21 protein-coding genes are annotated in these 21,556 nt (G+C 65.0%); 8 read left to right on the top strand and 13 right to left on the bottom strand.

Features of this window, described 5'->3' with window-relative positions; genetic code table 11:
* Positions 1-318: 318 nt before the first annotated feature.
* The 6 genes from CCR84_RS05235 to aliA all read right to left on the bottom strand — a co-directional run bounded on the left by CCR84_RS05235 (position 319) and on the right by aliA (position 7,697).
* Entirely contained in the window at positions 319-1,125 is an 807-nt protein-coding gene (locus tag CCR84_RS05235; protein WP_201210326.1) for a lysozyme inhibitor LprI family protein, read from the bottom strand.
* A gap of 332 nt (positions 1,126-1,457) precedes the next feature.
* Entirely contained in the window at positions 1,458-2,663 is a 1,206-nt protein-coding gene (locus CCR84_RS05230) for a 3-oxoadipyl-CoA thiolase (protein WP_201210324.1), read from the bottom strand.
* A gap of 310 nt (positions 2,664-2,973) precedes the next feature.
* Positions 2,974-4,500: a 3-hydroxyacyl-CoA dehydrogenase gene (locus CCR84_RS05225; protein WP_201210322.1), complete on the bottom strand. Its 1,527-nt coding sequence runs from the start codon at positions 4,498-4,500 to the stop codon at positions 2,974-2,976.
* Between the two features lie 3 nt (positions 4,501-4,503).
* Entirely contained in the window at positions 4,504-5,274 is a 771-nt protein-coding gene (locus CCR84_RS05220; RefSeq protein WP_201210320.1) for an enoyl-CoA hydratase, read from the bottom strand.
* 6 nt (positions 5,275-5,280) lie between these two features.
* Positions 5,281-6,054 (bottom strand): enoyl-CoA hydratase, encoded by a 774-nt coding sequence (locus tag CCR84_RS05215; protein WP_201210318.1) that lies wholly within the window; start codon positions 6,052-6,054, stop codon positions 5,281-5,283.
* Positions 6,054-7,697, bottom strand: coding sequence for a cyclohexanecarboxylate-CoA ligase (gene aliA, locus CCR84_RS05210; protein WP_201210317.1), 1,644 nt, complete (start codon positions 7,695-7,697; stop codon positions 6,054-6,056). The genes CCR84_RS05215 and aliA overlap by 1 nt, the downstream gene beginning before the upstream one ends.
* A gap of 286 nt (positions 7,698-7,983) precedes the next feature.
* On the opposite strand from aliA, the gene aliB reads away from it, so the two are divergent.
* Complete coding sequence (gene aliB / locus CCR84_RS05205) at positions 7,984-9,132, top strand: cyclohexanecarboxyl-CoA dehydrogenase (RefSeq protein WP_201210316.1); 1,149 nt, start codon at positions 7,984-7,986, stop codon at positions 9,130-9,132.
* Between the two features lie 42 nt (positions 9,133-9,174).
* Here aliB and CCR84_RS05200 read toward each other — a convergent pair whose 3' ends face one another.
* Positions 9,175-9,636, bottom strand: coding sequence for a MarR family winged helix-turn-helix transcriptional regulator (locus tag CCR84_RS05200; protein WP_201210315.1), 462 nt, complete (start codon positions 9,634-9,636; stop codon positions 9,175-9,177).
* 108 nt (positions 9,637-9,744) lie between these two features.
* On the opposite strand from CCR84_RS05200, the gene badH reads away from it, so the two are divergent.
* From badH to CCR84_RS05185, 3 genes are all read left to right on the top strand, one after another.
* Entirely contained in the window at positions 9,745-10,512 is a 768-nt protein-coding gene (gene badH / locus CCR84_RS05195; RefSeq protein WP_201210314.1) for a 2-hydroxycyclohexanecarboxyl-CoA dehydrogenase, read from the top strand.
* Positions 10,513-10,590: 78 nt separating this feature from the next.
* On the top strand, positions 10,591-11,373 hold the full coding sequence (gene badI / locus CCR84_RS05190) for a 2-ketocyclohexanecarboxyl-CoA hydrolase (protein WP_201210313.1): 783 nt from the start codon (positions 10,591-10,593) through the stop codon (positions 11,371-11,373).
* A 122-nt stretch (positions 11,374-11,495) separates the two neighbouring features.
* Positions 11,496-12,650, top strand: coding sequence for an acyl-CoA dehydrogenase family protein (locus CCR84_RS05185; RefSeq protein WP_201210312.1), 1,155 nt, complete (start codon positions 11,496-11,498; stop codon positions 12,648-12,650).
* A gap of 95 nt (positions 12,651-12,745) precedes the next feature.
* Here CCR84_RS05185 and CCR84_RS05180 read toward each other — a convergent pair whose 3' ends face one another.
* Complete coding sequence (locus CCR84_RS05180) at positions 12,746-13,186, bottom strand: hypothetical protein (RefSeq protein ID WP_201210311.1); 441 nt, start codon at positions 13,184-13,186, stop codon at positions 12,746-12,748.
* A 314-nt stretch (positions 13,187-13,500) separates the two neighbouring features.
* On the opposite strand from CCR84_RS05180, the gene cysE reads away from it, so the two are divergent.
* The gene (cysE, locus tag CCR84_RS05175) at positions 13,501-14,376 is read left to right on the top strand and encodes a serine O-acetyltransferase (protein ID WP_201210310.1); all 876 of its coding nucleotides are present in this window, start codon (positions 13,501-13,503) and stop codon (positions 14,374-14,376) included.
* A gap of 23 nt (positions 14,377-14,399) precedes the next feature.
* Here cysE and CCR84_RS05170 read toward each other — a convergent pair whose 3' ends face one another.
* Genes CCR84_RS05170 through CCR84_RS16415 form a run of 3 tightly spaced genes read right to left on the bottom strand, consistent with a single transcriptional unit; the run spans position 14,400 to position 16,745 of the window.
* Positions 14,400-14,894 (bottom strand): DUF2442 domain-containing protein, encoded by a 495-nt coding sequence (locus tag CCR84_RS05170; RefSeq protein WP_201210308.1) that lies wholly within the window; start codon positions 14,892-14,894, stop codon positions 14,400-14,402.
* Positions 14,891-15,118 carry a DUF4160 domain-containing protein gene (locus CCR84_RS05165; protein WP_201210306.1) on the bottom strand — a complete coding sequence of 76 codons (228 nt, stop codon included), beginning with the start codon at positions 15,116-15,118 and terminating at the stop codon, positions 14,891-14,893. The genes CCR84_RS05170 and CCR84_RS05165 overlap by 4 nt, the downstream gene beginning before the upstream one ends.
* A gap of 49 nt (positions 15,119-15,167) precedes the next feature.
* Complete coding sequence (locus tag CCR84_RS16415) at positions 15,168-16,745, bottom strand: sensor domain-containing diguanylate cyclase (RefSeq protein ID WP_242508555.1); 1,578 nt, start codon at positions 16,743-16,745, stop codon at positions 15,168-15,170.
* Positions 16,746-16,915: 170 nt separating this feature from the next.
* Between CCR84_RS16415 and CCR84_RS05155 the strand changes: the two genes are divergently transcribed.
* Positions 16,916-17,407: an outer membrane protein assembly factor BamE domain-containing protein gene (locus CCR84_RS05155; protein WP_201210304.1), complete on the top strand. Its 492-nt coding sequence runs from the start codon at positions 16,916-16,918 to the stop codon at positions 17,405-17,407.
* Between the two features lie 76 nt (positions 17,408-17,483).
* Here CCR84_RS05155 and CCR84_RS05150 read toward each other — a convergent pair whose 3' ends face one another.
* Both CCR84_RS05150 and mobA read right to left on the bottom strand, forming a co-directional pair.
* The gene (locus tag CCR84_RS05150) at positions 17,484-17,837 is read right to left on the bottom strand and encodes a DUF7009 family protein (RefSeq protein WP_201210302.1); all 354 of its coding nucleotides are present in this window, start codon (positions 17,835-17,837) and stop codon (positions 17,484-17,486) included.
* The gene (gene mobA / locus CCR84_RS05145) at positions 17,818-18,444 is read right to left on the bottom strand and encodes an NTP transferase domain-containing protein (RefSeq protein ID WP_201210300.1); all 627 of its coding nucleotides are present in this window, start codon (positions 18,442-18,444) and stop codon (positions 17,818-17,820) included. Before mobA ends, CCR84_RS05150 begins: the two co-directional genes overlap by 20 nt.
* A gap of 279 nt (positions 18,445-18,723) precedes the next feature.
* Between mobA and CCR84_RS05140 the strand changes: the two genes are divergently transcribed.
* On the top strand, positions 18,724-20,499 hold the full coding sequence (locus tag CCR84_RS05140) for an SAP domain-containing protein (protein ID WP_201210299.1): 1,776 nt from the start codon (positions 18,724-18,726) through the stop codon (positions 20,497-20,499).
* A gap of 280 nt (positions 20,500-20,779) precedes the next feature.
* Positions 20,780-21,460 carry a class I SAM-dependent methyltransferase gene (locus CCR84_RS05135; protein ID WP_201210298.1) on the top strand — a complete coding sequence of 227 codons (681 nt, stop codon included), beginning with the start codon at positions 20,780-20,782 and terminating at the stop codon, positions 21,458-21,460.
* The last annotated feature ends 96 nt before the right edge of the window (positions 21,461-21,556 follow it).

Here is a 21,556-nt window from a genome sequence, read left to right as displayed (position 1 = left end):
GAGCGCAACAGCCGTGAGTCATTGGCAGCAGATCATGGGGGGGCTTCGCGGAGGCAGCCGTGCTCGCGGACTGTGACCGCGTCTGCCGGGAGCAAAGCGGCATGGCTCTCTCGAAGCTGGCCATTACGTTCCCACAATTTCCCACGCTAGGATAAGACTTCCAGATTGCGGAATTATTTCAGCGGAAATGAAGCGGGCCGCTCGAGGCGGCCCGATGGGATGCTGCGCGCAGGTCGGCGGTCGCCGGCCGTTCATCGTCTTTCCCGCGCTATGCGACGCGCTCGATGACGATGGCGACGTAGAGTTCGCCCGCCCTGATCACCTTACTGCCCGGCTCCCGGTGCAAACGTCGCCCATCTCGATCCCTTGCGTCCACTGCTCCAGTTCCTTGATCCGGTTGTTCGTGATCTCGACAAGAGCGCTGCATAGGCACATGTCGTAAACACTTCCATACTCGGCAAGATCTTCGTGCGGGTACAGGGACCGGAGATGCGCTTCTCGATAGGCGAGCCAGGCGCGTTGAGCGCTCTGCATGTGCTTGATGAAGCTTTTGTCCGCATGATAGTTGCGCAGTATTTCCGCGTAAGTCTTCCGGAGTTTCTGTTCGGCCTCCTTTTGTTCGGCGCATGCATCCGTGTTCATCTCGCTTTGCGTTTGTGCAGCGGCTGCACCGGAAAACCACACCAGCACGACGACGAGCAGTATCCACGGCCGCTTGGCAATGCCAACACGTGCATTCATCGAATGATCCTCGTGACGCTGCTTGAGCCACCCCGGGCTGACCAGGATCCATCGCTGGGGCGCGGCCAGCGGGCTGGTGAACCGGGGACGACCAAGCTGCGTCAATGTGGATCCGAGGGCGGCAACCTGCTTGTTCACCGCGTCCTCGGCAAGCTTCGTGTCTTTCTTCAGTAGATCGTCGCCCGTTTCCCGGGATATTCCGCCGAGAAAAATTTTCTCGTTTTCTCTTCCGTCACATTTCCCCTTGTGGACAAGGTGACCCCAGCCGATGGTGCAGTGTCCGCCTCCGTCGGTGTCATAGAGTTCCGACTGGAAGGTTTCGAAGTCCTGGATCAACTTCAAACCTTCAGAGCCGAGCGACATCCCGAGTGTTGTCTCTGCCATTGCTAGCACTCCTCTGTCTCTTGTGGACGGTGATGACCTGGATGCTCGATGAGTCCGGTTTGTCCCTCGCGCCGCAAGCGCTGTTCAGTCGGGCGCCGCGAGGGAGGGGCGTCTTGACGCGTACGAACCGACGCCCTGCGTATGTGCTTCAGCATTCTAATCCTATGTCATTTTTTGTGCGTGGTTGAGGAGGCGCTTGCGCTCGCAAGCGGTCTGCCAGAGGGCGACTCGATGCTGCAGTGGGTATCGCCTCCGCAAAATCAATCGGGCCGCTCAAGGCGGCCCGACGGGTGCTGGTGCAGGTCGGCGATCGCACGCCGGCTGTTCCTTCTCTACGCGACGCGTTCGATGACGACGGCGATGCCGTGGCCGACGCCGATGCACAGGCTGGCGACGGCGTAGCGGGCCTGGCGGCGTTCGAGTTCGCGCGCGGCCGAGAGCAGGATGCGCGCGCCTGAGGCGCCGAGCGGGTGGCCGAGGGCGATGCCGCCGCCGTTGGGGTTCACACGCGGGTCGTCGAAGGCGATGTCGAGCAGCTTGAGGCAGCCGAGCACCTGCGGCGCGAAGGCTTCGTTGATCTCGATCACGTCGATGTCGGCGAGCGAGAGGCCGGCGCGGGCGAGTGCTTTCGGGATTGCGTAGGCGGGGCCGACGCCCATGATGGCCGGTTCGACGCCGGCGACAGCGCCGGCGAGGATGCGCGCCATCGGCCTGGCGCCGGCTTTCTCGCCGATGGCCTTGTTGCCGACCAGCACGGCGACGGCGCCGTCATTGACGCCCGAGGCGTTGCCGGCGGTGACGACACCGCCCGTGAACAAGGGCTTCAGCTTGGCGAGGCTGTCGTAGTTGGTGTCGGGACGCGGGTGCTCGTCCTCGGCGACGATCACCGGCGGCGTCTTGCGTCCGGTCGGCACCGAGATCGGCAGGATTTCGCCGGCGAAGAAGCCGGCGGCCTGGGCAGCGGCGTACTTCGCCTGCGAGGCGGCGGCGAAGCGGTCGGAGTCCTCGCGGCTGATGCCGAACTTCGCGGCGACGTTGTCGCCGGTTTCGGGCATGCTGTGGTTGCCGAACTGCTCGACGACCTTCGGGTTAGGGAAGCGCGCGCCGATGGTCGAATCGAAGACCTTGAAGTCGCGGCTGTAGGCCGATTCGGCCTTGCCGACGACGAAGGGTGCGCGGCTCATGCTCTCGACGCCGCCGGCGACATAGAGCTCGCCTTCGCCGGCGCTGACCGCGCGTGCGCTGTCGAGGATCGCGGCCAGGCCGCTGCCGCACAGGCGGTTAACGGTCTGGCCGGCGATCGACGGCGGCAGGCCGGCGAGCAGCGCCGCGTGGCGGCCGACGTTGCGGCCGTCCTCGCCGGTCTGCGCGGCGCAGCCGAGGACGACGTCCTCGATCGCATCGACGGCGAACGGCGAGCGCGCGACCACTTCCTTGATGACGGTGGCGACCAGGTCGTCGGGACGGACCGGGGCGAGCGCGCCGGCGTGGCGGCCGATCGGGGAACGCAGGCCGGAGTAGAGATAGGCGTCGAGCATCGGTTTTCCTCTGTTGTGGATCGTTTTGGTTTTATCGGAAGGCGCCCGGTTATTGGCTTGAAACTGCGCAGTGCTGAAGCCCCTGCCCGAAGTCGCAGCCCGTCATCGCGAGCCCGCAGGGCGTGGCGATCCAGTGCGTGGGCCTGGCATCGAGTCGCCGGTGGATCTCTGGCAAGGACGAGGAGCCAAGGGAACGAACTGGATTGCCACGGCGCTGCGCGCCTCGCAATCACGGGATCGAAGCGAATGGGTGTGGTTCATGTTCCGTGCGGAACTCGCCGTGATCCTTTGCCAGGTCCGGAGCCGGGATTCAGGCACGCTCCGGGGTCAGCAGCGAGACGCCGAGCCGGGCGCGGCGGATCAGCCAGGGGCTGGGCCGGTAGCGCGGGTCGCGGTAGAAGTCGGAGAGCCCTTCGAGGATGCTCAGTACCTTCGCCGTACCGAGCTGGTCGCCGAAGGAGAGCGGCCCGTACGGGTAGCCGAGGCCGAGCTTGACCGCGCGGTCGATGTCTTCCGGCGTCGCGATGCGCTGCTGCGCCATGTCGCAGCCGATGTTCACGATCATCGCCAGCACGCGCTGGACGACGAAGCCGGGGCTGTCGTCGATCAGCGTTGCCGGCACACCGTCGCCGGCGAAGAGCGCGCGTGCCGACTCGGCGAGCGCAGGGGAGGTGAGCGGGTTGCGCATCAGCGTGCGCTGCCGGTCGATGAACAGCGGGTCGAGCGCGAGCGTGCGCGCGGGGTCGAGCTGCTCGGCGAGCGCGCTGCTCGTGCAGTCGGCGCCGAGCGGCATGACCAGGCACAGCGAAGCCGCGGTCGGCGTCTCGCAGCGGTCGATGCTCGCGCCGAGCTTCTCCAGCAGCGCGACGACTTCGCCGTGGGCGGCGAGGTTGCGCCGGCTGACCCAGACCGGCGGGCAGGGCGCGGCGCTCGCCGCATGCTGAGGCGCCGGCTGCTGCTGCGCGCCGTCGACGTACTGGTAGAAGCCGCGCTGCGTCTTGCGCCCGAGCAGGCCGGCGGCGAGGCGCTGGCGGATCAGCGGCGACGGACGGTAGCGCGGTTCCTGGTAGTACTGCTCGTAGATCGACTCCATCACCGGCTGCGAGACGTCGAGCCCGGTCAGGTCGAAGAGCTCGAACGGACCCATGCGGAAGCCGGCGGCGGCGCGCAGGATGCGGTCGATGTCGGCAAAGCCGGCGATGCCTTCGCCGAGGATGCGCAGCGCCTCGGTGCCGTAGCCCCGACCGGCGTGGTTCACGATGAAGCCTGGTGTGTCGCTGGCGCGCACCGGCGTGTGTCCCATGCGCTTGGCGATCGCGGTAAGCGCCTCGCCGACCCAGGGCGCGGTGACGATGCCGTCGATCACCTCGACCAGCTTCATCAGCGGTACCGGGCTGAAGAAGTGGAAGCCGGCGACGCGTTCGGGAACACGGCAGCCGGCGGCGATCGCGGTCACCGACAGCGAGGAGGTGTTGGTGGCGAGGATGCAGTCGTCGGCGACGATGTGTTCGAGCTGGCGGAAGAGTTCGCGCTTGGCGTCGAGCTTCTCGACGATCGCCTCGACGACGATGTGGCAGCCGGCGAGTTGCGCGAGATCGTCGGCGACGACAAGGCGCGCGCTCGCGGCCTCGGCCTCGGCTGTGCCGAGCTTGCCCTTGGCCGCGAGCGTCGCCAGCGTCCTGGCGATCGCGTCGCGCGCTTCGGCAGCGGCGCCGGGACGGCTGTCGTTGAGGACGACGGTGGCACCACCCTGGACGGCGATCTGCGCGATGCCGCGGCCCATCAGGCCGGTGCCGACAACGCCGAGGTTCAGGTCGGGACGAGTTGCGTCGAGCATGGTTCAGTTTCCTTTGAAGACGGGAGCGCGCTTTTCCATGAAGGCGTGCATGCCTTCCTTCTGGTCGGCGCTGGCGAAGAGGAGCTGGAACGCCTTGCGTTCGAGCATCAGCGCAGCTTCGAGCGACGCATCCTGGCCGGCGATGACCACTTCCTTGATCTGCTGGATCGCCAGCGGCGGCAGCGCGGCGATCTGCTGCGCGAGTTCGAGCGCGCGCGCCTGCACCGCTTCGTCGGCGACGACCTCGCTTGCCAGCCCCATCGCCAGCGCCTCGCGCGCCGGCACCGGCTGGCCGGTGAGCAGCATCTTCATCGCCTGGAACTTGCCGACCGCGCGCGTCAGCCGCTGCGTGCCGCCGGCGCCGGGCATGATGCCGACCTTGACCTCGGGCTGGCAGAAGCTCGCCTTCTCGCCGGCAACGATGATGTCGGCGTGCATCGCCAGTTCGCAGCCGCCGCCCCAGGCAAAGCCGTTGACCGCGGCGATGACCGGCTTCGGACACGCGGCGATCGCCGCCCACAGGCGGTGGTTGGCGCGCAGCATCATCTCGATGGCGCCGGCGTCGGCCATCGCGCGGATGTCGGCGCCGGCTGCGAAGTACTTCTCACCGCCGGTGAGGACGATGCAGCGCACCTCGGGGTCGGCACCGAGGGCCGTGAAATGGACGGCGAGTTGCGCGCGTACTTCGTTGTTCAGCGCGTTGCGCGCTTCGGGGCGGTTGATCCGCACTTGCGCCACACCGGGCGCGAGGGTTTCAAGGAGGACTTCGCTCATCGGGGCTCAGCGGTTGGTGAAGTTCGGTTTGCGTTTCTCGACGAAGGCGGCCATGCCTTCCTTCTGGTCGGCGAGCGCGAAGGAGGCGTGCAGCGTGCGCCGCTCGAACAGGAGACCCTCGTTGAGCGGGCCTTCGAAGGCGCGGTTGACCGATTCCTTGAGCATCATCAGCACCGGCAGCGAGTACGAGGCGACCTGCCGCGCGGCCGCCATGGCCTCGTCGAGCAGCTGGTCGGCCGGGTAGATGCGCGCGACGAGTCCCGCGCGTTCGGCTTCGTCGGCGCTCATCAGGCGGCCGGTGAGGCACAGGTCCATCGCCTTGGTCTTGCCCACCGCGCGCGGCAGGCGCTGCGTGCCGCCGGCGCCGGGGATGGTGCCGAGCTTCACTTCCGGCTGGCCGAAGCGCGCGTTGTCGGCGGCGAAGACGATGTCGCACATCATCGCCAGCTCGCAGCCGCCGCCGAGCGCGACGCCGGAGACCGCGGCGATGACCGGCTTGCGGAAGGTCTTCAGCCGCTCCCAGTTGCGCGTGATGAAGTCGCCCTTGTAGGCGTCCATGTAGCTGTAGGTCGCCATCGCCGAGATGTCGGCGCCGGCGGCGAAGGCTTTCTCCGAGCCGGTGATGACGACGCAGCCGATGGTCTCGTCGGCTTCGATCTTGTCGAGCGCCGCACCCAGCTGGTCCATCAGCGCGTCGTTGAGCGCGTTCAGGACCTGTGGCCGGTTCAGCCGGATCAGCGCAACCTTGTCGTGGAGTTCGAGGAGGATTTCGTCGTTCATCAGGCCACCGCCACTTGTTCGCCGAAGTTCTTGGCCATTTCGCGCAGTTTGAATTTCTGCAGCTTGCCGCTCGGCGTCTGCGGCATCTGTTCGAGCACTTCGAGGCGTTCGGGGAAGTACTGCTTGGTCATCTCCAGTTCGGTGAAGTAGGCAGTCATGTCCTCGAAGGTGAAGCTCTGTCCCTGCTTCAGCGCGACGAAGGCGCAGACGCGCTCGCCGAAGCGCTTGTCGGGATAGCCGACGACGGCCACCGAGGCAATCGCCGGGTGCTTGTAGAGCAGGTTCTCGATCTCGACGACCGGGATGTTCTCGCCGCCGCGGATGATCACGTCCTTGCTGCGGCCGGAGATGCGGATGTAGCCTTCGGCGTCGATGAAGGCGATGTCGCCGGTGTCGAACCAGCCGTCGGCGTCGACGTTGTTGAGGTGCGGGCGCTTCAGGTAGCCGGCGAAGTTGGAACAGCCGCGAACGTACAGCTCACCCGACTCGCCGGCCGGCAGCGTGCGGCCGTCGGCGCCGACGACCTTGACTTCCATTCCGGGCAGCGGGCGTCCGTCGGAAATCGCCGACTTCTCGAAGGCGCGTGCCGGTTCGGTGACGGTCACCGCGCCGTTCTCGGTCATCCCCCAGGCCGAGCTGATGCGCAGCCCCATCAGCTTGTGTGCGCGCTCGATCAGCACCGGCGGAATCGGCGCGCCGGCGCAGTTGAACTTGGTGAAGGTCGGCGAGGTGCTGTCACCGGCCTCGACCGCGTTGCACATGTCGGCGACGAAGGTGGTCGAGGCCATGCTGAAGGTGACGCCTTCGGCGCGGACGATCTCCAGCGCCTTCTTCGCCTCCCAGGCGTCCTGCAGTACCGTCGTTGCCTTGAGGATCAGCGGCAGCATGGCGAGATAGCCGAAACCGGTCAGGTGCGCCATCGGCGAGGCGCCGAGGATCACTTCCGACGAGGACAGTTCCATCCGCTCGGCGTAGGCGAACAGGTTGGAGAACAGCGTGTTCGAGGTATGCATCACCCCCTTCGGCTCGCCGGTCGTCCCCGAGGTGTACATCAGCATCATCACCTCGTCGGCGCCCAGGCGCGGCGCGCCTGCGGGAAGCGGCGGCGTGTCGTCGCGCATCAGGAGCGCCTCGAAGCTGTCCGCGCCTTCGCCTTCGACGACGACGAGCTGCCTGAGGTGCGGCAGGCCGGGGAGCATGCCGCGCGCCATCTGCTCATAGTCGAAACCGCGGTAGGTCTTGGGGACGACGAAGACCTTCGATTCGCCGAAGTTGAGCATGAAGTTGAGTTCATGCTGGCGGAAGATCGGCATCATCGGGTTGGCGACGGCGCCGATGCGTGCGCAGGCGAGCGAGAGGACGATGAACTCCAGCCAGTTGGGCAGCTGGAAGCTGACCACGTCGCGGGCGCCGACACCGAGCGCCACCAGGCCGCGCGCGGCCTGGTCGACGCGCTGGTCGAGTTCGCGGTAGCTGACGCGCGTCGGCTGCGCGTCGCGGAAGCGGTACGCGACCACCGCTGTCTTCTCCGGACAGTCGTGCAGCGCGCGCTGGAAGCAGGTTTCGATGGTCTCGTCGCGCCAGAAGCCTTGCGCCTTCATCGGGACCATGCGGTCGGCCAGCAATACGGGGTCAAATTCCACGGCGTCTCCTCCAGTTTTTGCCCTGTTCAAGTTAGGTTGGGTACGCTAAACGCTTATGCGCTAAGTGTCAATGGGTTGCTACAAATGAGCATCGGTGCGCCTCCAGTGTTTGTGCGGCGCAGCAATGGTTTGTGAAAAATTTGTTTCTGCGCAGTGGTTTGGAGCAATCGGTATCAGATTGTGCAACTAGTTTCCCGGCGTACTTCTCCAATCTAAGTAAATACATTGACAAAAAACCCGGGGGCTTCTTAGAATGGCGCGAATCTTCATCCACGAGGTCCCAGTCATGGAATTCAGTCTCAGCGCCGAGCAGCAAGCTCTGGTCGATACCGCCGCCAAGTTCGCCAAGAATCGCCTCGCTCCCTCCTACCGGGCCCGCGAGAAGGCCGAGTGCATCGAGCGCGAACTCATTGCCGAGATGGGCGAGATGGGCTTCCTCGGCCCGGAAATCCCCGAAGAGTTCGGCGGCATGGGCGTCGATTGCGTCACCAGCGGCCTGCTGCTCGAACAGATCGCCTACGGCGACTTCAATGTTTCCTACGTCAACCTGCTCACCTCGCTGTGCGGCCACATCCTGGCGACGTACGGGCGCTCGACCGAGACCCGTGACTGGCTGACCGAAGTGATCGCCGGCAGGAAGGCGATCGCCATCGCGCTGACCGAGCCGTCTGCCGGTTCGGATGCCGCCAACCTGAAGCTGAAGGCGAGCAAGGACGGTGACGACTACATCCTCTCCGGCGAGAAGACCTCGATCTCGATGGCGACGCAGTCCGACGTGGCGGTGGTGTTCGCGCGTACCGGTACGACCGAGCAACGCGCGCACGGCATCAGCGCCTTCCTCGTGCCGATGGATCAGCCGGGGATCACGCGCACCCAGTTCGACGACATCGGCACGCGTCCGGTCGGGCGCGGTTCGATCTTCTTCGACGGCGTGCGCGTGCCGAAGTCGATGATGCTCGGCGAGGAGGGTCAGGGTTTCGTTCAGGTGATGCATGGCTTCGACTACAGCCGCGCCCTGATCGGCCTGCAGTGCATGGGCGTTGCGCGTGCCTCGCTCGACGAAGCCTGGCGCTACGTGCAGGAGCGCGAAGCTTTCGGCAAGCCCTTGAGCGATTTCCAGGGCGTGACCTTTCCGCTGGCCGAGGCCGAGACCTTCTACGAGGGCTGTCGCGCGCTCTGCCTGCGCACGCTGTGGCTCAAGGACCAGGGTCTGCCGCACACTGCCGAAGCGGCGATGTGCAAGTGGTGGGGACCGAAGCTCGCCTGCGACATCATCCACCAGTGCCTGCTCACGCACGGTCACGGCGGCTACGGTGCCGACTACGACTTCGGCCAGCGCTACCGCGACGTGATGGGTCTGCAGATCGGTGACGGCACGGCGAACATCATGAAGATGATCATCGGCCGCCAGCGCGTGAAGGATTTCAAGATCTGAGCGCACGGGCGGCGGGGGAGGTGTCACCACCTCCTCCGCGTTTCAGATCTCCGACATGTTGCGTTGCAGGAGACTGATGTAGTGAATGAAGGCCAGGCGGTCGTCGAAGGAGAAGCCTTTGAGGGCCTGCTTGTAGAACGCGTCGATCGGTTCGGACAGGTCGGTCCACAGCGCTTCGCCCTTGGCCGTGAGGCTGACCTTGCGCGAGCGGCGGTCGTCGGCACAGGGCTTGCGCTCGACCAGTCCGTCACGTTCGAGGCGCGCGAGGAGGCCGGCGAGGTTCTGGCGGCTGACGAGCAGGTAGCGCGACAGGTCGCCGACGCTCATCCCGGCGGCGGCCTGCGGCCGGGAGAGCGCACCGAGCACCGACCATTGCTGGGTGGTTATTCCAACAGCATTGGTGCCGCGCGTCTGCAGGGTGTTGGCGGCCTGGAAGAAGCGGAAGAACAGTCGGTTGGCGATCTCGTCCACGACGGCCCGGCTGGTGGTGTTGTTTTCGGTCATGAGCGTTCGCAGACAAAGTTGAGCAGGCGTTATTGAAGCGTAGAGGGTGGCCAAAAAGCAATGGCCGTTGTTTGAAATATATCAAAGTCATCATTCAGGAGATATGTTATGCGTGGATTGAAGGAAAAGGTGGTCATCGTTACCGGCGGCGCCGGCGGCATCGGCGCGGCGATCTGCCGCCGCTTCGGCGAAGAGGGCAGCGCGGTTGCCGTTTTCGACATCAACCAGGCTGCGGCCGAAGCGGTTGCTGCCGACATCCGTGAAAAGGGTGGCAAGGCGCAGGCCTTCGCGGTCGATATCACCAACCAGGACGCCGTCAACGCCGGCGTCGCCGCCGCCGAAGCCGCGCTCGGCCCGATCGACGTGCTGGTGAACAACGCCGGCTGGGACAAGATCGGCAACTTCCTCGCCACCGAGAAGCCGCTCTGGGACAAGATCGTCGCGATCAACCTGTACGGCGCGCTGTACATGACGCACGCCGTCGCCAAGGGAATGGCGGCGCGTGGCAGCGGCCGCATCGTGAACATCGCCTCCGACGCCGCCCGCGTCGGCTCCTCCGGCGAAGCCGTCTATGCCTTCTGCAAGGGTGGCCTGGTCGCCTTCTCGAAGACGCTGGCGCGCGAACTGGCGCGCAAGCAGATCAGCGTTAACGTCGTCTGCCCCGGACCGACCGATACGCCGCTGCTCGACGACATCTGCGGCGAAGGCGAACGCGGCGAGAAGCTGCGCGACGCCTTCACGCGCGCGGTGCCGTTCGGCCGTCTCGGCAAGCCCGAAGACCTGCCCGGCATCATCGCGCTGCTTTCCTCCGACGACGCGTCGTTCATCACCGGCCAGGTGATCAGCGTCTCCGGCGGCCTGACCATGGCCGGCTGAGGACTTCGATCATCTCCAGCCCGCAGGTCGGGTTGGCGCAACCCGACATCCAATCTTCTTCAGAGCAAGGACCCGAAAATGGAATACCAGGACATCCTCTACACCAAGGCTGACGGCATCGCCACCATCACCATCAACCGTCCGAAGCAGTTCAACGCCTTCCGCGCGCAGACCTGCGAGGAAATGATCCACGCTTTCAAGGACGCCGACTTCGATAAGAGCATCGGCGTCGTCGTCCTCACCGGCGCCGGCGAGAAGGCCTTCTGCACCGGCGGCGACCAGGGCACGCAGGACGGCGGCTACGGCGGCCGCGGCGTCATCGGCCTGCCGATCGAGGAAGTGCAGAGCGCGATCCGCGACATCTCGAAGCCCGTCATCGCCCGCGTCAATGGCTACGCGATCGGCGGCGGCAACGTGCTGGTCACCATCTGCGACCTCGCCATCGCCTCGGAAAACGCGCAGCTCGGCCAGGCCGGCCCGCGCGTCGGCTCGGTCGACCCCGGCTTCGGCACGGCGCTGCTGGCGCGCGTCGTCGGCGAGAAGAAGGCCCGTGAAATCTGGTACCTGTGCCGCCGCTACACGGCGCAGCAGGCGCTCGAAATGGGTCTGGTCAACGCCGTCGTCCCGCAGGACCAGCTCGACGCCGAAGTGAAGAAGTGGTGTGACGAGATCGTCGAGAAGAGCCCGACCGCGATCGCGCTGGCCAAGAAGTCGTTCAACGTCGACACGGAAATCATCCGCGGCATGGGTGGCCTGGCGATGCACGCGCTCAAGCTCTACTACGAGACCCCCGAGTCGGCCGAAGGCGGCAATGCCTTCCGCGAGAAGCGCAAGCCCGAGTTCCGCAAGTACGTCAAGTAAGCAGGCCGACGGGGGGCGGCGAGGAGCACTCGCCGCCCCCTTGCCGGCTGCCCGAGCACCTTTCCATCCCGGACGGCGCGAACCACGCGCAACCCCCAGTAGCGGCTGAAACGGACACACCCATGATCAGAGACCAGGAAACCCTCAACATTCTTCTCGACAGCCTCTCCCGCTTCGTCCGCGAGCGCCTGATTCCGCAGGAGTCGGTCGTCGCCGAGACCGACGAAATTCCCGCGTCGCTGGTCAGCGAAATGAAGGAACTCGGGCTCTTCGGCCTGTCCATCCCCGAGGAATACGGCGGCATGGGCCTGACCATGGAAGAGGAAGTCCTGGCCACCTTCGAGGTGACCAAGGCGTCGCCGGCCTTCCGTTCGCTCTTCGCCACCAACAACGGCATCGGCGCGCAAGGCATCGTCCTCGACGGCAACGACGAGCAGAAGCAGAAGTACCTGCCGCGTCTGGCCTCCGGCGAAATCATCGGCTCCTTCTGCCTGACCGAGCCCGACAGCGGCTCCGACGCCGGCGCCCTGCGCACCACTGCGATCCGTGACGGCGACCACTACGTCATCAACGGCACCAAGCGCTACATCACCAACGGTCCCGAGGCCGGCATCTACACGCTGATGGCGCGCACCGCCCCCGACGTCAAGGGACCGGCCGGCGTCTCGGCGATCATCGTCGAGCGCGACACGCCGGGGCTCAGTGTCGGCAAGATCGACAAGAAGATGGGCCAGAAGGGCGCGCACACTGCCGACATCATCTTCGAGAACTGCCGCGTTCCGGTCACCAACCTGCTCGCCGGCCGCGAAGGCCTCGGCTTCAAGACGGCGATGAAGGTACTCGACAAGGGCCGCATCAACATCGCCGCCGCCAGCGTCGGTGCCGCCGAGCGCATGCTCGAGGAAGCCTTGAAGTACGCCTGCGAGCGCGTCCAGTTCGGCAAGCCGATTGCCGAATTCCAGTTGATCCAGGCGATGCTCGCCGACAGCAAGGCCGAAATCTACGCGGCCAGGTCGATGGTCCTCGACGCCGCCCGCCGCCGCGACCAGGGCCTCGACGTCGGCACCGAAGCGTCCTGTGCCAAGATGTTCGCCTCCGAGATGTGCGGCCGCGTCGCCGACCGTGCCGTGCAGATCTTCGGCGGCGCCGGCTACCTCGCCGAGTACGGGATCGAACGCTTCTACCGCGACGTCCGCCTGTTCCGCATCTACGAAGGCACCACCCAGATCCAGCAACTGGTGATCGCGCGCAACATGATTCGCGAGTACACCAAGTAAGCAGCACCGAGACAAAATTACGGGGACGGTATACTTAATTCTTTAGAATTGAGTATACCGTCCCCGTAATTGCTGGCTGCCCGGCAGCGCCGTCGCTAACGCTGGAGCAGCTTGATCCAGACGAACAGCACCTGGTCCTGGGACTCGGCCAACTGGGCGAGCTCGACCAGCGAGATCAGCTGATCCTGGATGTCTTCGGCGTCGAGCGCTTCGTCTTCATACGCTTCGGTCGCCGCCAACTCGGTGGCGACGCTCTCCAGCGACTCCTCGTCCAGTTCGACGAGCTTCTCGAACAGTTCCGCGTCGACGCGAAGGACCAGGGTTTCGTTGTCGCCTTCGGCGACGCAGACCGGTTCGTAGAGGTCGAGCGCAGCCTGCAGCGATTCGTCCATCAGCAGCGAATGCAGGGTCGCCAGCTTGAGGGTGTCGAAGCCCGGGACTTCGACACCGCTCCATTCGTGCAAGGGCGAGCCGGCAGCGGCGAGCGCGGGATATTCGTCTTCTTCGGCGGCAACGATACAGGTCAGGAATTCCATGGGGTTCTCGGGGCTGGTTTTGAATCGGGGTGACGCGTCGGAAGCGCATTCTAGGCCATGGCCGGGCTTCTGCCGACCGCTGCGCTCGATGGCGCATTTGATGGCTATAGCCGGTTGCCCCCGCTGCGCCGGCGAGCGAAAGTAAACTGGCTTTCCGGCAGGGCGCTCTGGCGGTGGCACGGGTAGGCGTGCGCGAAGACCTGGCGACCGGGCGCGATCACGCGTCTCCTGGCGGCGACTGCGCCCAACTGAGGCGCACCCCAGCCGCCGCCCCGGGCCGGACACGCATCCCCTTCAATTCGAGGAGCGCCATCGTGTCAATCGCCCGAGTCCGATCGAGGTTGAGCCTGCTGACCCTGGTCCCGCAGGATGAGCCCGAGCAGTTTTCCGACGCGCTGTGGGCGCAGTTGCGTCGCGAGGCCCAGGCCTCGTATGCCGCGTCGCCGATGCTGGCGCCGCTCTTCTTCGACTCGATCCTCAACCAGCCGAACTTCGAGAGCGCCGTCTTCCACCGGATCGCCGCGCGTCTGCGCAACGACGTCATTTCGCTGCCGCTGATCGTGCGTGCCTTCCACCGGGCGGCGGAGGCGGATCCGTCGATCTCCGAGGCGCTCAAGGCGGACATCTCGGCAGTCTTCGAGCGCGACCCGGCCTGCGAGCGGCTGATCGAGCCCTTCCTCTATTTCAAGGGCTTCCACGCCATCCAGACGCACCGCCTGACCCACTGGCTGTACCACAACGACGAACGCGAGTTCGCGCTCTACCTGCAGAGCCGTTCCTCCGAAGTCTTCCAGACCGACATCCACCCGGCTGCGCGCATCGGTCGCGGCGTCTTTCTCGACCACGCGACCGGCCTGGTGGTCGGCGCGACGGCGGTCATCGACGACGACGTTTCCCTGCTGCAGAACGTGACCCTGGGCGGTACCGGCAAGCAGTCCGGCGACCGTCACCCGAAGGTGCGTCGCGGCGCGATGATCGGCGCGGGCGCCAAGATCCTCGGCAACATCGTCGTCGGCGAGAACGCCCGCGTCGCTGCGGGATCGGTCGTCCTCCAGGAGGTCCCGCCAGGTTGCACCGTCGCCGGCGTCCCCGCCAGGGTGGTGCGCACGGCAACGCCGGAAGAGCCGGCGCGGAGCATGGATCAGGGGCTGAGCGAGCTGTCCTACGCGTCCTTCACCTGGACGATCTAGACGCGGCGCATATTACGGCTTGGCTACGCGTGCAGCGCTGCGTACTGACGAGCCGTCGGCAAGCTCGGGGGAAGCGTCCTGGGCAGCGGTCGCGTCGCCTCCCAGCCGAGACATGCGAGCCAGATGGCGCGCGGAATCGCTTTGTGCGCGGTGCGGTAGTAGCTGACCATCCGGCGGCTGATGCCCAAGGCTTCGGCTGCGGTAGCGAGCGACAATTCGTTGCGGTGCATCCACTCGTCGAACATCTGGTGACTCACCTCGCCCGACTGTTCCTTCGCCCAGGCATAGACGTTGTCGGCACCGAGCTCCTCCTCGAACCATTCGATACTGTTGCCCCACTCGCCAACATGCACACGACCGAATTCCTTCGGATCGAGGATGGGGGCGAATGCAGGGACCGAGCGCAATACGTCCTCCACGTCCACTTCCAGCACTTCGCCGGTACTCCACGCGGTACGCAGGCGATACGCCGAGATCGCCTCGACAGACTTCAGTTTCGGGAAAAAATAGTCGCTCACGGGTTGTACCTCTTCCATTCACCAAGCAGGAAGGTCTGCCTGGATGCTATCCATTCCAGCTCACCCACGATCTCGCGTTGTGAGATGCGGCCCTTGATCTTCAGGGTGTCGATGTCCACAGTGCACTCTCGTCCGTCGTCAAGTTGGATATGGATATGCGGCAGCAGGTGGTCGCCTGCGTACAACACCACGCGTGATGCAGGGAAGCGCTGCAGGACAGGCATTTCAGTCAATTTAGTGCAATGGTTGCTCTATGACAAGGCACACGCCCCTTCAACACGCTGACGCAGTCGCGAGCCTCACCTGGTTGCGACCGTTGTGCTTCGCCACGTAGAGGGCAGCGTCGGCGTCGGCGAGCAGGACTTCGGGTCCGCTCGCCGTGCTCGGGATGGCCGCCGCGGCGCCGATGCTGATGGTGACGGCAGCGGCGGTCGGCGAGCATTCGTGCGCGATGCAGAGCGCTTCGACGGCAGCGCGCAGTTCCTCGGCGATGGTTTCGGCGCCGGAGAGGTCGCAGTTGGGCAGCATGCAGACGAATTCCTCGCCGCCGTAGCGCGCCACCACGTCGTACGGCCGTCCCAGCCGCTGCCGCAGCGCGGCGGCAACCGATTTCAGGCAGGCGTCGCCGGCCTGGTGACCGTAACGGTCGTTGAACAGCTTGAAATGGTCGATGTCGATCATCAGCAGCGCCAGCGGCAAGCCCTCGCGCAGACTGCGTCGCCACTCGGCCTGCAGTGACTCGTCGAAGTGCCGCCGGTTGATGATGCCGGTCAGGCCGTCGTGATTGGCCTGCCTGCGCAGCATTTCGCTGCGCGTCGCCAATTCGGCGTTGAGCTCGGCCAGTTCCAGGTTCTTCGAGTGCAGGGCGGCTTCGGCGGCAGCGGCATCCTCCTCGGCTGCGCGTTGGCGGCGGTGCAGCCGGTAGAGATTGGGGATGCTGCTGAGCACGATCAGCGCGAACAGCCCGCCCTGGATCAGGGCGTTGTCCCGCCATTCGGCAAAAGGCGCGTTCATGTCGCGACTGACGCCGATCACCAGCGGCTTGTCCATCTTCGGTCGGGCCATCTGCACGGTACGCTGCGCGAGCATCCGCTCTTCTCCGTCGTGCAGGGCGGTGCCGCTCATCACCGTGGCCGCCTGGCCGCTGTCGCGGTGCCGGGTGAACAGCGAGTCTGGCTGGGCAAGGTTCATTCCCATCCGCTCTGGGCGCTGCGGCGACATGACGAAGATCTTGCCGTCACCATGTGCCAGTACCGACCACATGTCCTGGGCGTAAAGGACGGAGTCGAGCAGGACCGTGAAGGCTTCGGCGTCGAGCGCGGCAAGGACGATCCCGTCGAACTTGCCGTCGGGGCCCCGCACCATGCGCGAGAGCGTGATGACCCAGGTGCCGAACACGTTCGTAAACGGCTCGCTGACGTAGATCGTCTCCAGGTCCGGCTGCTTCAGCGATGCCTGGAAGTATTCGTGCTCGCGAAAGCTCCGGGCGGGCATCTCCCGACTGGAGGCGCGAACGAAGCCGTCGGCGTCGAGAATGGTGAGGTCATGCACGCCGGGTAGCGCATCCGCCAAGGCCTTGAGCTGGTGCGCGGCGAGATCCCAGCCGTTCTTCCGGTCTTGCCAGTAGGGGATGTCGTCGCGGACGCTGAGCAGCGCCCGGTTGATCGACGCGATCTGCCGACAGAGGTTGTCGTCGATGACCTTGGCCTGGGTGGCGAGTCGCTCCTGCTCCTGCTTCTCGATCTTGTCGTGCTCGGCGGCCAGCGACCAGGCGATGAAACCGCCAAGGATCAAGAGGCCACTCAGCAATATCTGCCAGGTGGCCCACAGGAGTCTTGGAAGTCGTCGCATGCCTTTCATGGCTGCACTCTGGTTTGTCATATTTTTATTTTGTCATAAATAATGGCGCCGGGCGATGTCGGAATCGGCTCCGGGCGCACTTGCAGCCCCTTGACCACGGCCGTTGCAGCCGCGAACATGAAGTCCTCGCCTTCCTGTCAGAGCGAACGAAAGGTTTCAGGATGAACCGACTACTGCTCTTGATCTGTGCCGCCCTCGCTGCGCTTGGAATCAACGCCTGCGACTACGTCAATCTGCGCGAGCTCAAGCCTGGCATCTCCACCGCTCAGGACGTGAGCGAGCGCTTCGGTGTCCCGGAAATGGAATGGATGAACGAGGACGGTTCCCGGACCTGGGAGTACTCGCGACAGCCCGAGGGGATCGAATGCTTCATGATCACCATCGGCCCCGACGACGTCCTCAAGCGGATCGAACAGGTCCTCAACGAACAGAGCTTTACCCGCGTCGTTCCCGGAATGAGCGGTGAAGAGGTGCGGAGACTGCTCGGCAAACCGGCCTCGGTCCAGTTCTTCAGCCTCAAACAGGAAACGGTGTGGTCGTGGAAGATCGACCATGGGCAGCCGTCTCCCGCCGAGCCGGTCTATTTCACCGTGTCCTTCGACACCAGCGGACGAGTGACCGGCACCGGCCGCTTCACCGAGCGCAAGGGCTGAAGTCGGCGCTCGCCGGCTGCCGCCGTCCCGATCGATCCGGGAGAGCGCGGGCTGAAAGTGGACTACACGCTGGAGTTCAGCGGCGTTTTTCGCGGCGGATGTCGATTTCGAGCCCGAGGGTCAGCGTCGCGCCGGCAGCATCCTTCTGCTCATCCTTGATCCCCTCCTTGCTCGGCGCTTCGGCGTCGAGCTGCGCGAGTGCCTCGGGACTGACGCTCAGGGTGAGCTGCATTCCCTGCGCGTCGCTCGTGCTGGCGAGCTCGAGCTGCCGGCCGCCGGGCAGCGCTGTGCAGCGGATGCAGTAGTGAAGGGACTGGCCGGTGCCGAGCGTCGTCACACCCTGCAGCAGTCCTGCGCGGCCCAGCTCGGCGAACGCCTCGGCGCTCATGCGGAAGCGGATCGACCGGGGACTAATTCGCAAGTTCATCATTGAGTTTCCTCCATTCGTCGGGGGTGTTGATGTTGCGCAGTTGATCCGTGCAAGCGGTCACGCCGAGCCGTTCGACCTTCAGTCCGTCCATCAGCCAGCGGATCGAGCACGAGCCGCCGGCGCGCAGTTGTCGCTCCGCCAGATCGATGCGGGCGCGTACGTCGGGGTTGTTGCTCAGGACCAGCGGCAAGGGCGAATCTGCGAAAATGCAGGCGTCGGCATCAGGGCCGGCCTCGCTCAGCGAGCGCAGGGACTGCGGCTGCAACAGCGGCGTATCGACGGCGACGAAGAGAAGCCGCGAGTTGTGCAAGGAAGCAGGTGTGGATGCGGGACTCTCCGCCCTTGACTCATCGGCAGCAGCGATCCAGCGCAGCGCGGCGACGATGCCGGCGACGGGCCCCGCTCCGGCGACGGGATCCTCGACGCGGCGGTGCGGCCACTCGGCGCGTGGCGGACCGCTCATCACCACCTCGTCGCATCCGGCTTCGAGCAGCAGCCTGCGTGCGCGCAGCAGCAATGTCTCCCCGCCGATGCTGAGCGCAGCCTTGTCCTCCCCCATGCGGCGCGACTGCCCGCCGGCGAGGACGACGCCGACCAGCCTGCTCACGGCCGGCTCCGCTTCCTGGCGCGGGCCTGCGTCACCAAGTCCTTGCTGCTCATCTGTCGCTCCGTTCAGCCGCCGCAAGTCGGCGGGAGTATCGCCCGCCGCGTTGGGGGTCTAGATTGCCACGGCGCTGGACATCCCGCAATGACGAGGGGGAGTGCCTCGTGCCCGTCTGCCTGAGCACGAACGATCGGAAAAAGGCCGGGAAGACGATCAGCTTGACGCTGACTGGTGCGGGCTCACAGAATCGCGCCCATCCAATCCACGCAGCGCGGAATGCCCATGTCGCCAAGCCTCAGAGAAATCCTGTCAAGCCGCACCGTTGCCGATCTCAAGGACCTGTTGATCCACCTGCCGCTCGTACCGAACTCGGGGCGCAAGGACGATCTGGTCGCGCGGATCGCCGAAAGCATGCTCGGGCCCGCTGCAAAGGCGATCTGGTCGGGGCTCGACGAGATGCAGCAGGCGGCGGTCTCCGAGGCGGTGCATCACCCTGCTGGCGAGTACTCGGCGCGTCGCTTCGAGGCGACTTACGGGAGCCTGCCAGCTTTCCGAATCGGCGGCAAGAAAGTTTCCGCCTACGATCGGGGCGGGCCTTCCGCCTTGTGCCTGTTCATCCATTATTCGGACGGTGTGCGCGGCTATCTCGTTCCCGCCGACCTGCGCGAGCACCTGAAGAACTTCGTGCCCCTGCCCAAGACCTTGTCGCTGCGCAGTGCGGAGAGCTTGCCTGAGGAGGACGGCTTGATCGTCCGACTGACCGAGCGCGAAGCACTGCAGGAAGTGATGGTGATGCTGCGCACGATCGAGCAGGAGAAGATCCAGGTCAGCGACAAGACTGCGCTGCCGGGAGCGGCGACGCTGCGCATCCTCGATGAAAAACTCGTCGGCGGGGACTTCTATCCCGTGATCGAAAAAAGGGACAAGTGGGACCAGCAGATCGGCCCGATCAAGGCGTTCGCCTGGCCGCTGCTGCTGCAGGTCGGCGGCTTGGCGCAGCGTTCGGGAACCCGTCTGGCGCTCGTCCCTGCCGGGGTGAAGGCGCTGTCCGCGAAACCGGCCGATATCCTGCGCGGGTTGTGGCGAAAGTGGTCGAAGACGACTTCGTTCGATGAGTTCAGCCGCGTCGACGAGATCAAGGGGCAGGGCGGCAAGGGGCGCGTGATGACCGCGGTCGTGCCGCGGCGGGCGGTGATCGCAGAGGCATTGGGCGAGGTCCCGGTCGGGCGATGGGTCGAGTTCGACGATTTCTCCCGCTTCATGCGCGCGACCGATCGCCTCTTCGAGGTCGCGCACGATCCCTGGCGGCTCTACATCGTCGATCGTGAGTACGGAAGTCTTGGCTACGAAGGCTCGGGCGGCTGGAACGTCCTGCAGGAGCGCTATATGGCGACGCTGCTGTTCGAATACGCGGCGACGCTCGGCATCGTCGATCTCGCCTACGTCGATCCTGCGCGTGCGCGCAACGATTTTCGCGGGATGTGGGGCGCCGATGAACTCGCCTTCCTCAGCCGCTACGACGGGCTGCGCCATTTCCGGCTGACCCAGCTCGGTGCCTACGTTCTCGGGCTGGCCGACAGCTACCAGCCGGCCGCGATCGAGGGCAATGTCGGGCTGTCGGTGCTGCCGAGCCTGCAGGTGAATGTCGTGCGCGGTTCGCTCGCTGCCGAACAAAGCTTGCTGCTCGACACCTGGGCCGAACCCCTGCAGCCGGGCAGTTGGCGGCTCGATCGCGCCAAGGCGATCGCAGCGATCGATAAAGGTCACCCGATCGCCGAATTGAAGAGCTTTCTCGAAGGCAGCGACGACATGCCGTTGCCGCCACCGGTCGAGTCTTTCATCGCGCAGTGCGAGCGCAACGGCAAGGCACTCAAGACGGGCGCCGCCGCCGTCCTGATCGAGTGCCGCGATCAGGAAATCGCAGACGCGATTGCCGCGCACAAGGAGACGGCCAGCCTCTGCATGCGCGCCGCGCCGAAGACGCTGGTCGTGCGCAGCGAGCACCTGAAGAAATTCCGCGAGCGGCTTAGCGTGCTCGGCTACGGTATGGCGGCCTGATCGGCGGGGGCACTGCTGCGGGCCAGCTTGCCCAGCAGGCCGTGGAGCAGGCTACGGCGATCCGGGCGGGTTCGTCTGCCGGCAAGCACGTGGATCGGCTCGCGCGTCGCTGCAAGACCCGCGGCAGTCCTCACTCCGGTACACTACTCCCGGCTGGCGGTACCTGCTGTTCATGTACTGAAGCGTTCTCACGCAACGACTGTTCCATGAATCCGGCACGGGCCGCATCGACTGCGGGAACTGCAGTCCTGCCTATCCTCTTCGTCTGGGAAAGAAAACAATGAAGTGCAGAATTTGCGGAAATGTTGCAGGCAACAAGACCTACGACGTGCGTGAAATGATGTTCGGTAGGCGTGATATTTTTCGCTACTTCAAGTGCAACAACTGCGGCTGTCTGCAGATAGAAAGCTATCCGGCAAATATCGCCGACTATTATCCGCGCGACTATCTGTCATTCACCGCGCTGGAAAAGCAGGAGGAGAAGTCCTTCCTCAAACGGGCCAGGGACGTATATACGCTCACCGGTGAAGGGTTGATCGGCGCGATCTACAGCAAGTTCAGGCCCAATAACGACCTGAAGAAGTTCAGCCTTCTCAGGCTCAAGTACGACTCAAGGATCCTCGATGTCGGCAGCGGCTCAGGGCATCTGCTTCATGAACTGCATCAACTCGGCTACGGCAACCTGACCGGGGCGGATCCTTTTGTCGAGAGGGATCACTCGCCCGTCGAGGGGATCACGATCCTGAAGAAAAGCCTGTCCGAGCTGGCCGGGACATTCGACTTCATCATGCTCAACCACTCGCTCGAACACATGCCCGATCAGTTGCAGCAAATGAAGAACATCGTGCGACTGCTGGACAAGGACGGTGTGTGCATGATCCGGGTGCCGATATGCTCATCCTACGCTTGGGAGAAATACGGCGTTAACTGCATAGCGTTACACACAACTCGTTCAGCATGAACCGTGCGTGATGCCAGTCGCAAATCCTGCCCCCAGATTGAATCTTCCGGGCCACTTCTTGCATACTGATCGCCGACTTTGCGAAAGGATGGCGAT

The organism is Rhodocyclus purpureus, assembly GCF_016653115.1.
GTDB classification, from domain to species: Bacteria; Pseudomonadota; Gammaproteobacteria; order Burkholderiales; family Rhodocyclaceae; genus Rhodocyclus; species Rhodocyclus purpureus.
Note: the sequence above shows the minus strand (reverse complement) of the source record. Positions and strands in the feature narration are given on the sequence as shown.

Coding starts and splice junctions, on each gene's coding strand:
- CCR84_RS05185 (WP_201210312.1), top strand. CDS start 11,496: ATGATCAGAGACCAGGAAACCCTCAACATTCTTCTCGACAGCCTCTCC.
- CCR84_RS05200 (WP_201210315.1), bottom strand. CDS start 9,636: ATGACCGAAAACAACACCACCAGCCGGGCCGTCGTGGACGAGATCGCC.
- CCR84_RS16415 (WP_242508555.1), bottom strand. CDS start 16,745: ATGCGACGACTTCCAAGACTCCTGTGGGCCACCTGGCAGATATTGCTG.
- CCR84_RS05150 (WP_201210302.1), bottom strand. CDS start 17,837: ATGATGAACTTGCGAATTAGTCCCCGGTCGATCCGCTTCCGCATGAGC.
- CCR84_RS05180 (WP_201210311.1), bottom strand. CDS start 13,186: ATGGAATTCCTGACCTGTATCGTTGCCGCCGAAGAAGACGAATATCCC.
- CCR84_RS05155 (WP_201210304.1), top strand. CDS start 16,916: ATGAACCGACTACTGCTCTTGATCTGTGCCGCCCTCGCTGCGCTTGGA.
- CCR84_RS05165 (WP_201210306.1), bottom strand. CDS start 15,118: ATGCCTGTCCTGCAGCGCTTCCCTGCATCACGCGTGGTGTTGTACGCA.
- CCR84_RS05235 (WP_201210326.1), bottom strand. CDS start 1,125: ATGGCAGAGACAACACTCGGGATGTCGCTCGGCTCTGAAGGTTTGAAG.
- badH (WP_201210314.1), top strand. CDS start 9,745: ATGCGTGGATTGAAGGAAAAGGTGGTCATCGTTACCGGCGGCGCCGGC.
- CCR84_RS05220 (WP_201210320.1), bottom strand. CDS start 5,274: ATGAGCGAAGTCCTCCTTGAAACCCTCGCGCCCGGTGTGGCGCAAGTG.
- CCR84_RS05135 (WP_201210298.1), top strand. CDS start 20,780: ATGAAGTGCAGAATTTGCGGAAATGTTGCAGGCAACAAGACCTACGAC.
- aliB (WP_201210316.1), top strand. CDS start 7,984: ATGGAATTCAGTCTCAGCGCCGAGCAGCAAGCTCTGGTCGATACCGCC.
- CCR84_RS05215 (WP_201210318.1), bottom strand. CDS start 6,054: ATGAACGACGAAATCCTCCTCGAACTCCACGACAAGGTTGCGCTGATC.
- CCR84_RS05140 (WP_201210299.1), top strand. CDS start 18,724: ATGTCGCCAAGCCTCAGAGAAATCCTGTCAAGCCGCACCGTTGCCGAT.
- CCR84_RS05225 (WP_201210322.1), bottom strand. CDS start 4,500: ATGCTCGACGCAACTCGTCCCGACCTGAACCTCGGCGTTGTCGGCACC.
- badI (WP_201210313.1), top strand. CDS start 10,591: ATGGAATACCAGGACATCCTCTACACCAAGGCTGACGGCATCGCCACC.
- CCR84_RS05230 (WP_201210324.1), bottom strand. CDS start 2,663: ATGCTCGACGCCTATCTCTACTCCGGCCTGCGTTCCCCGATCGGCCGC.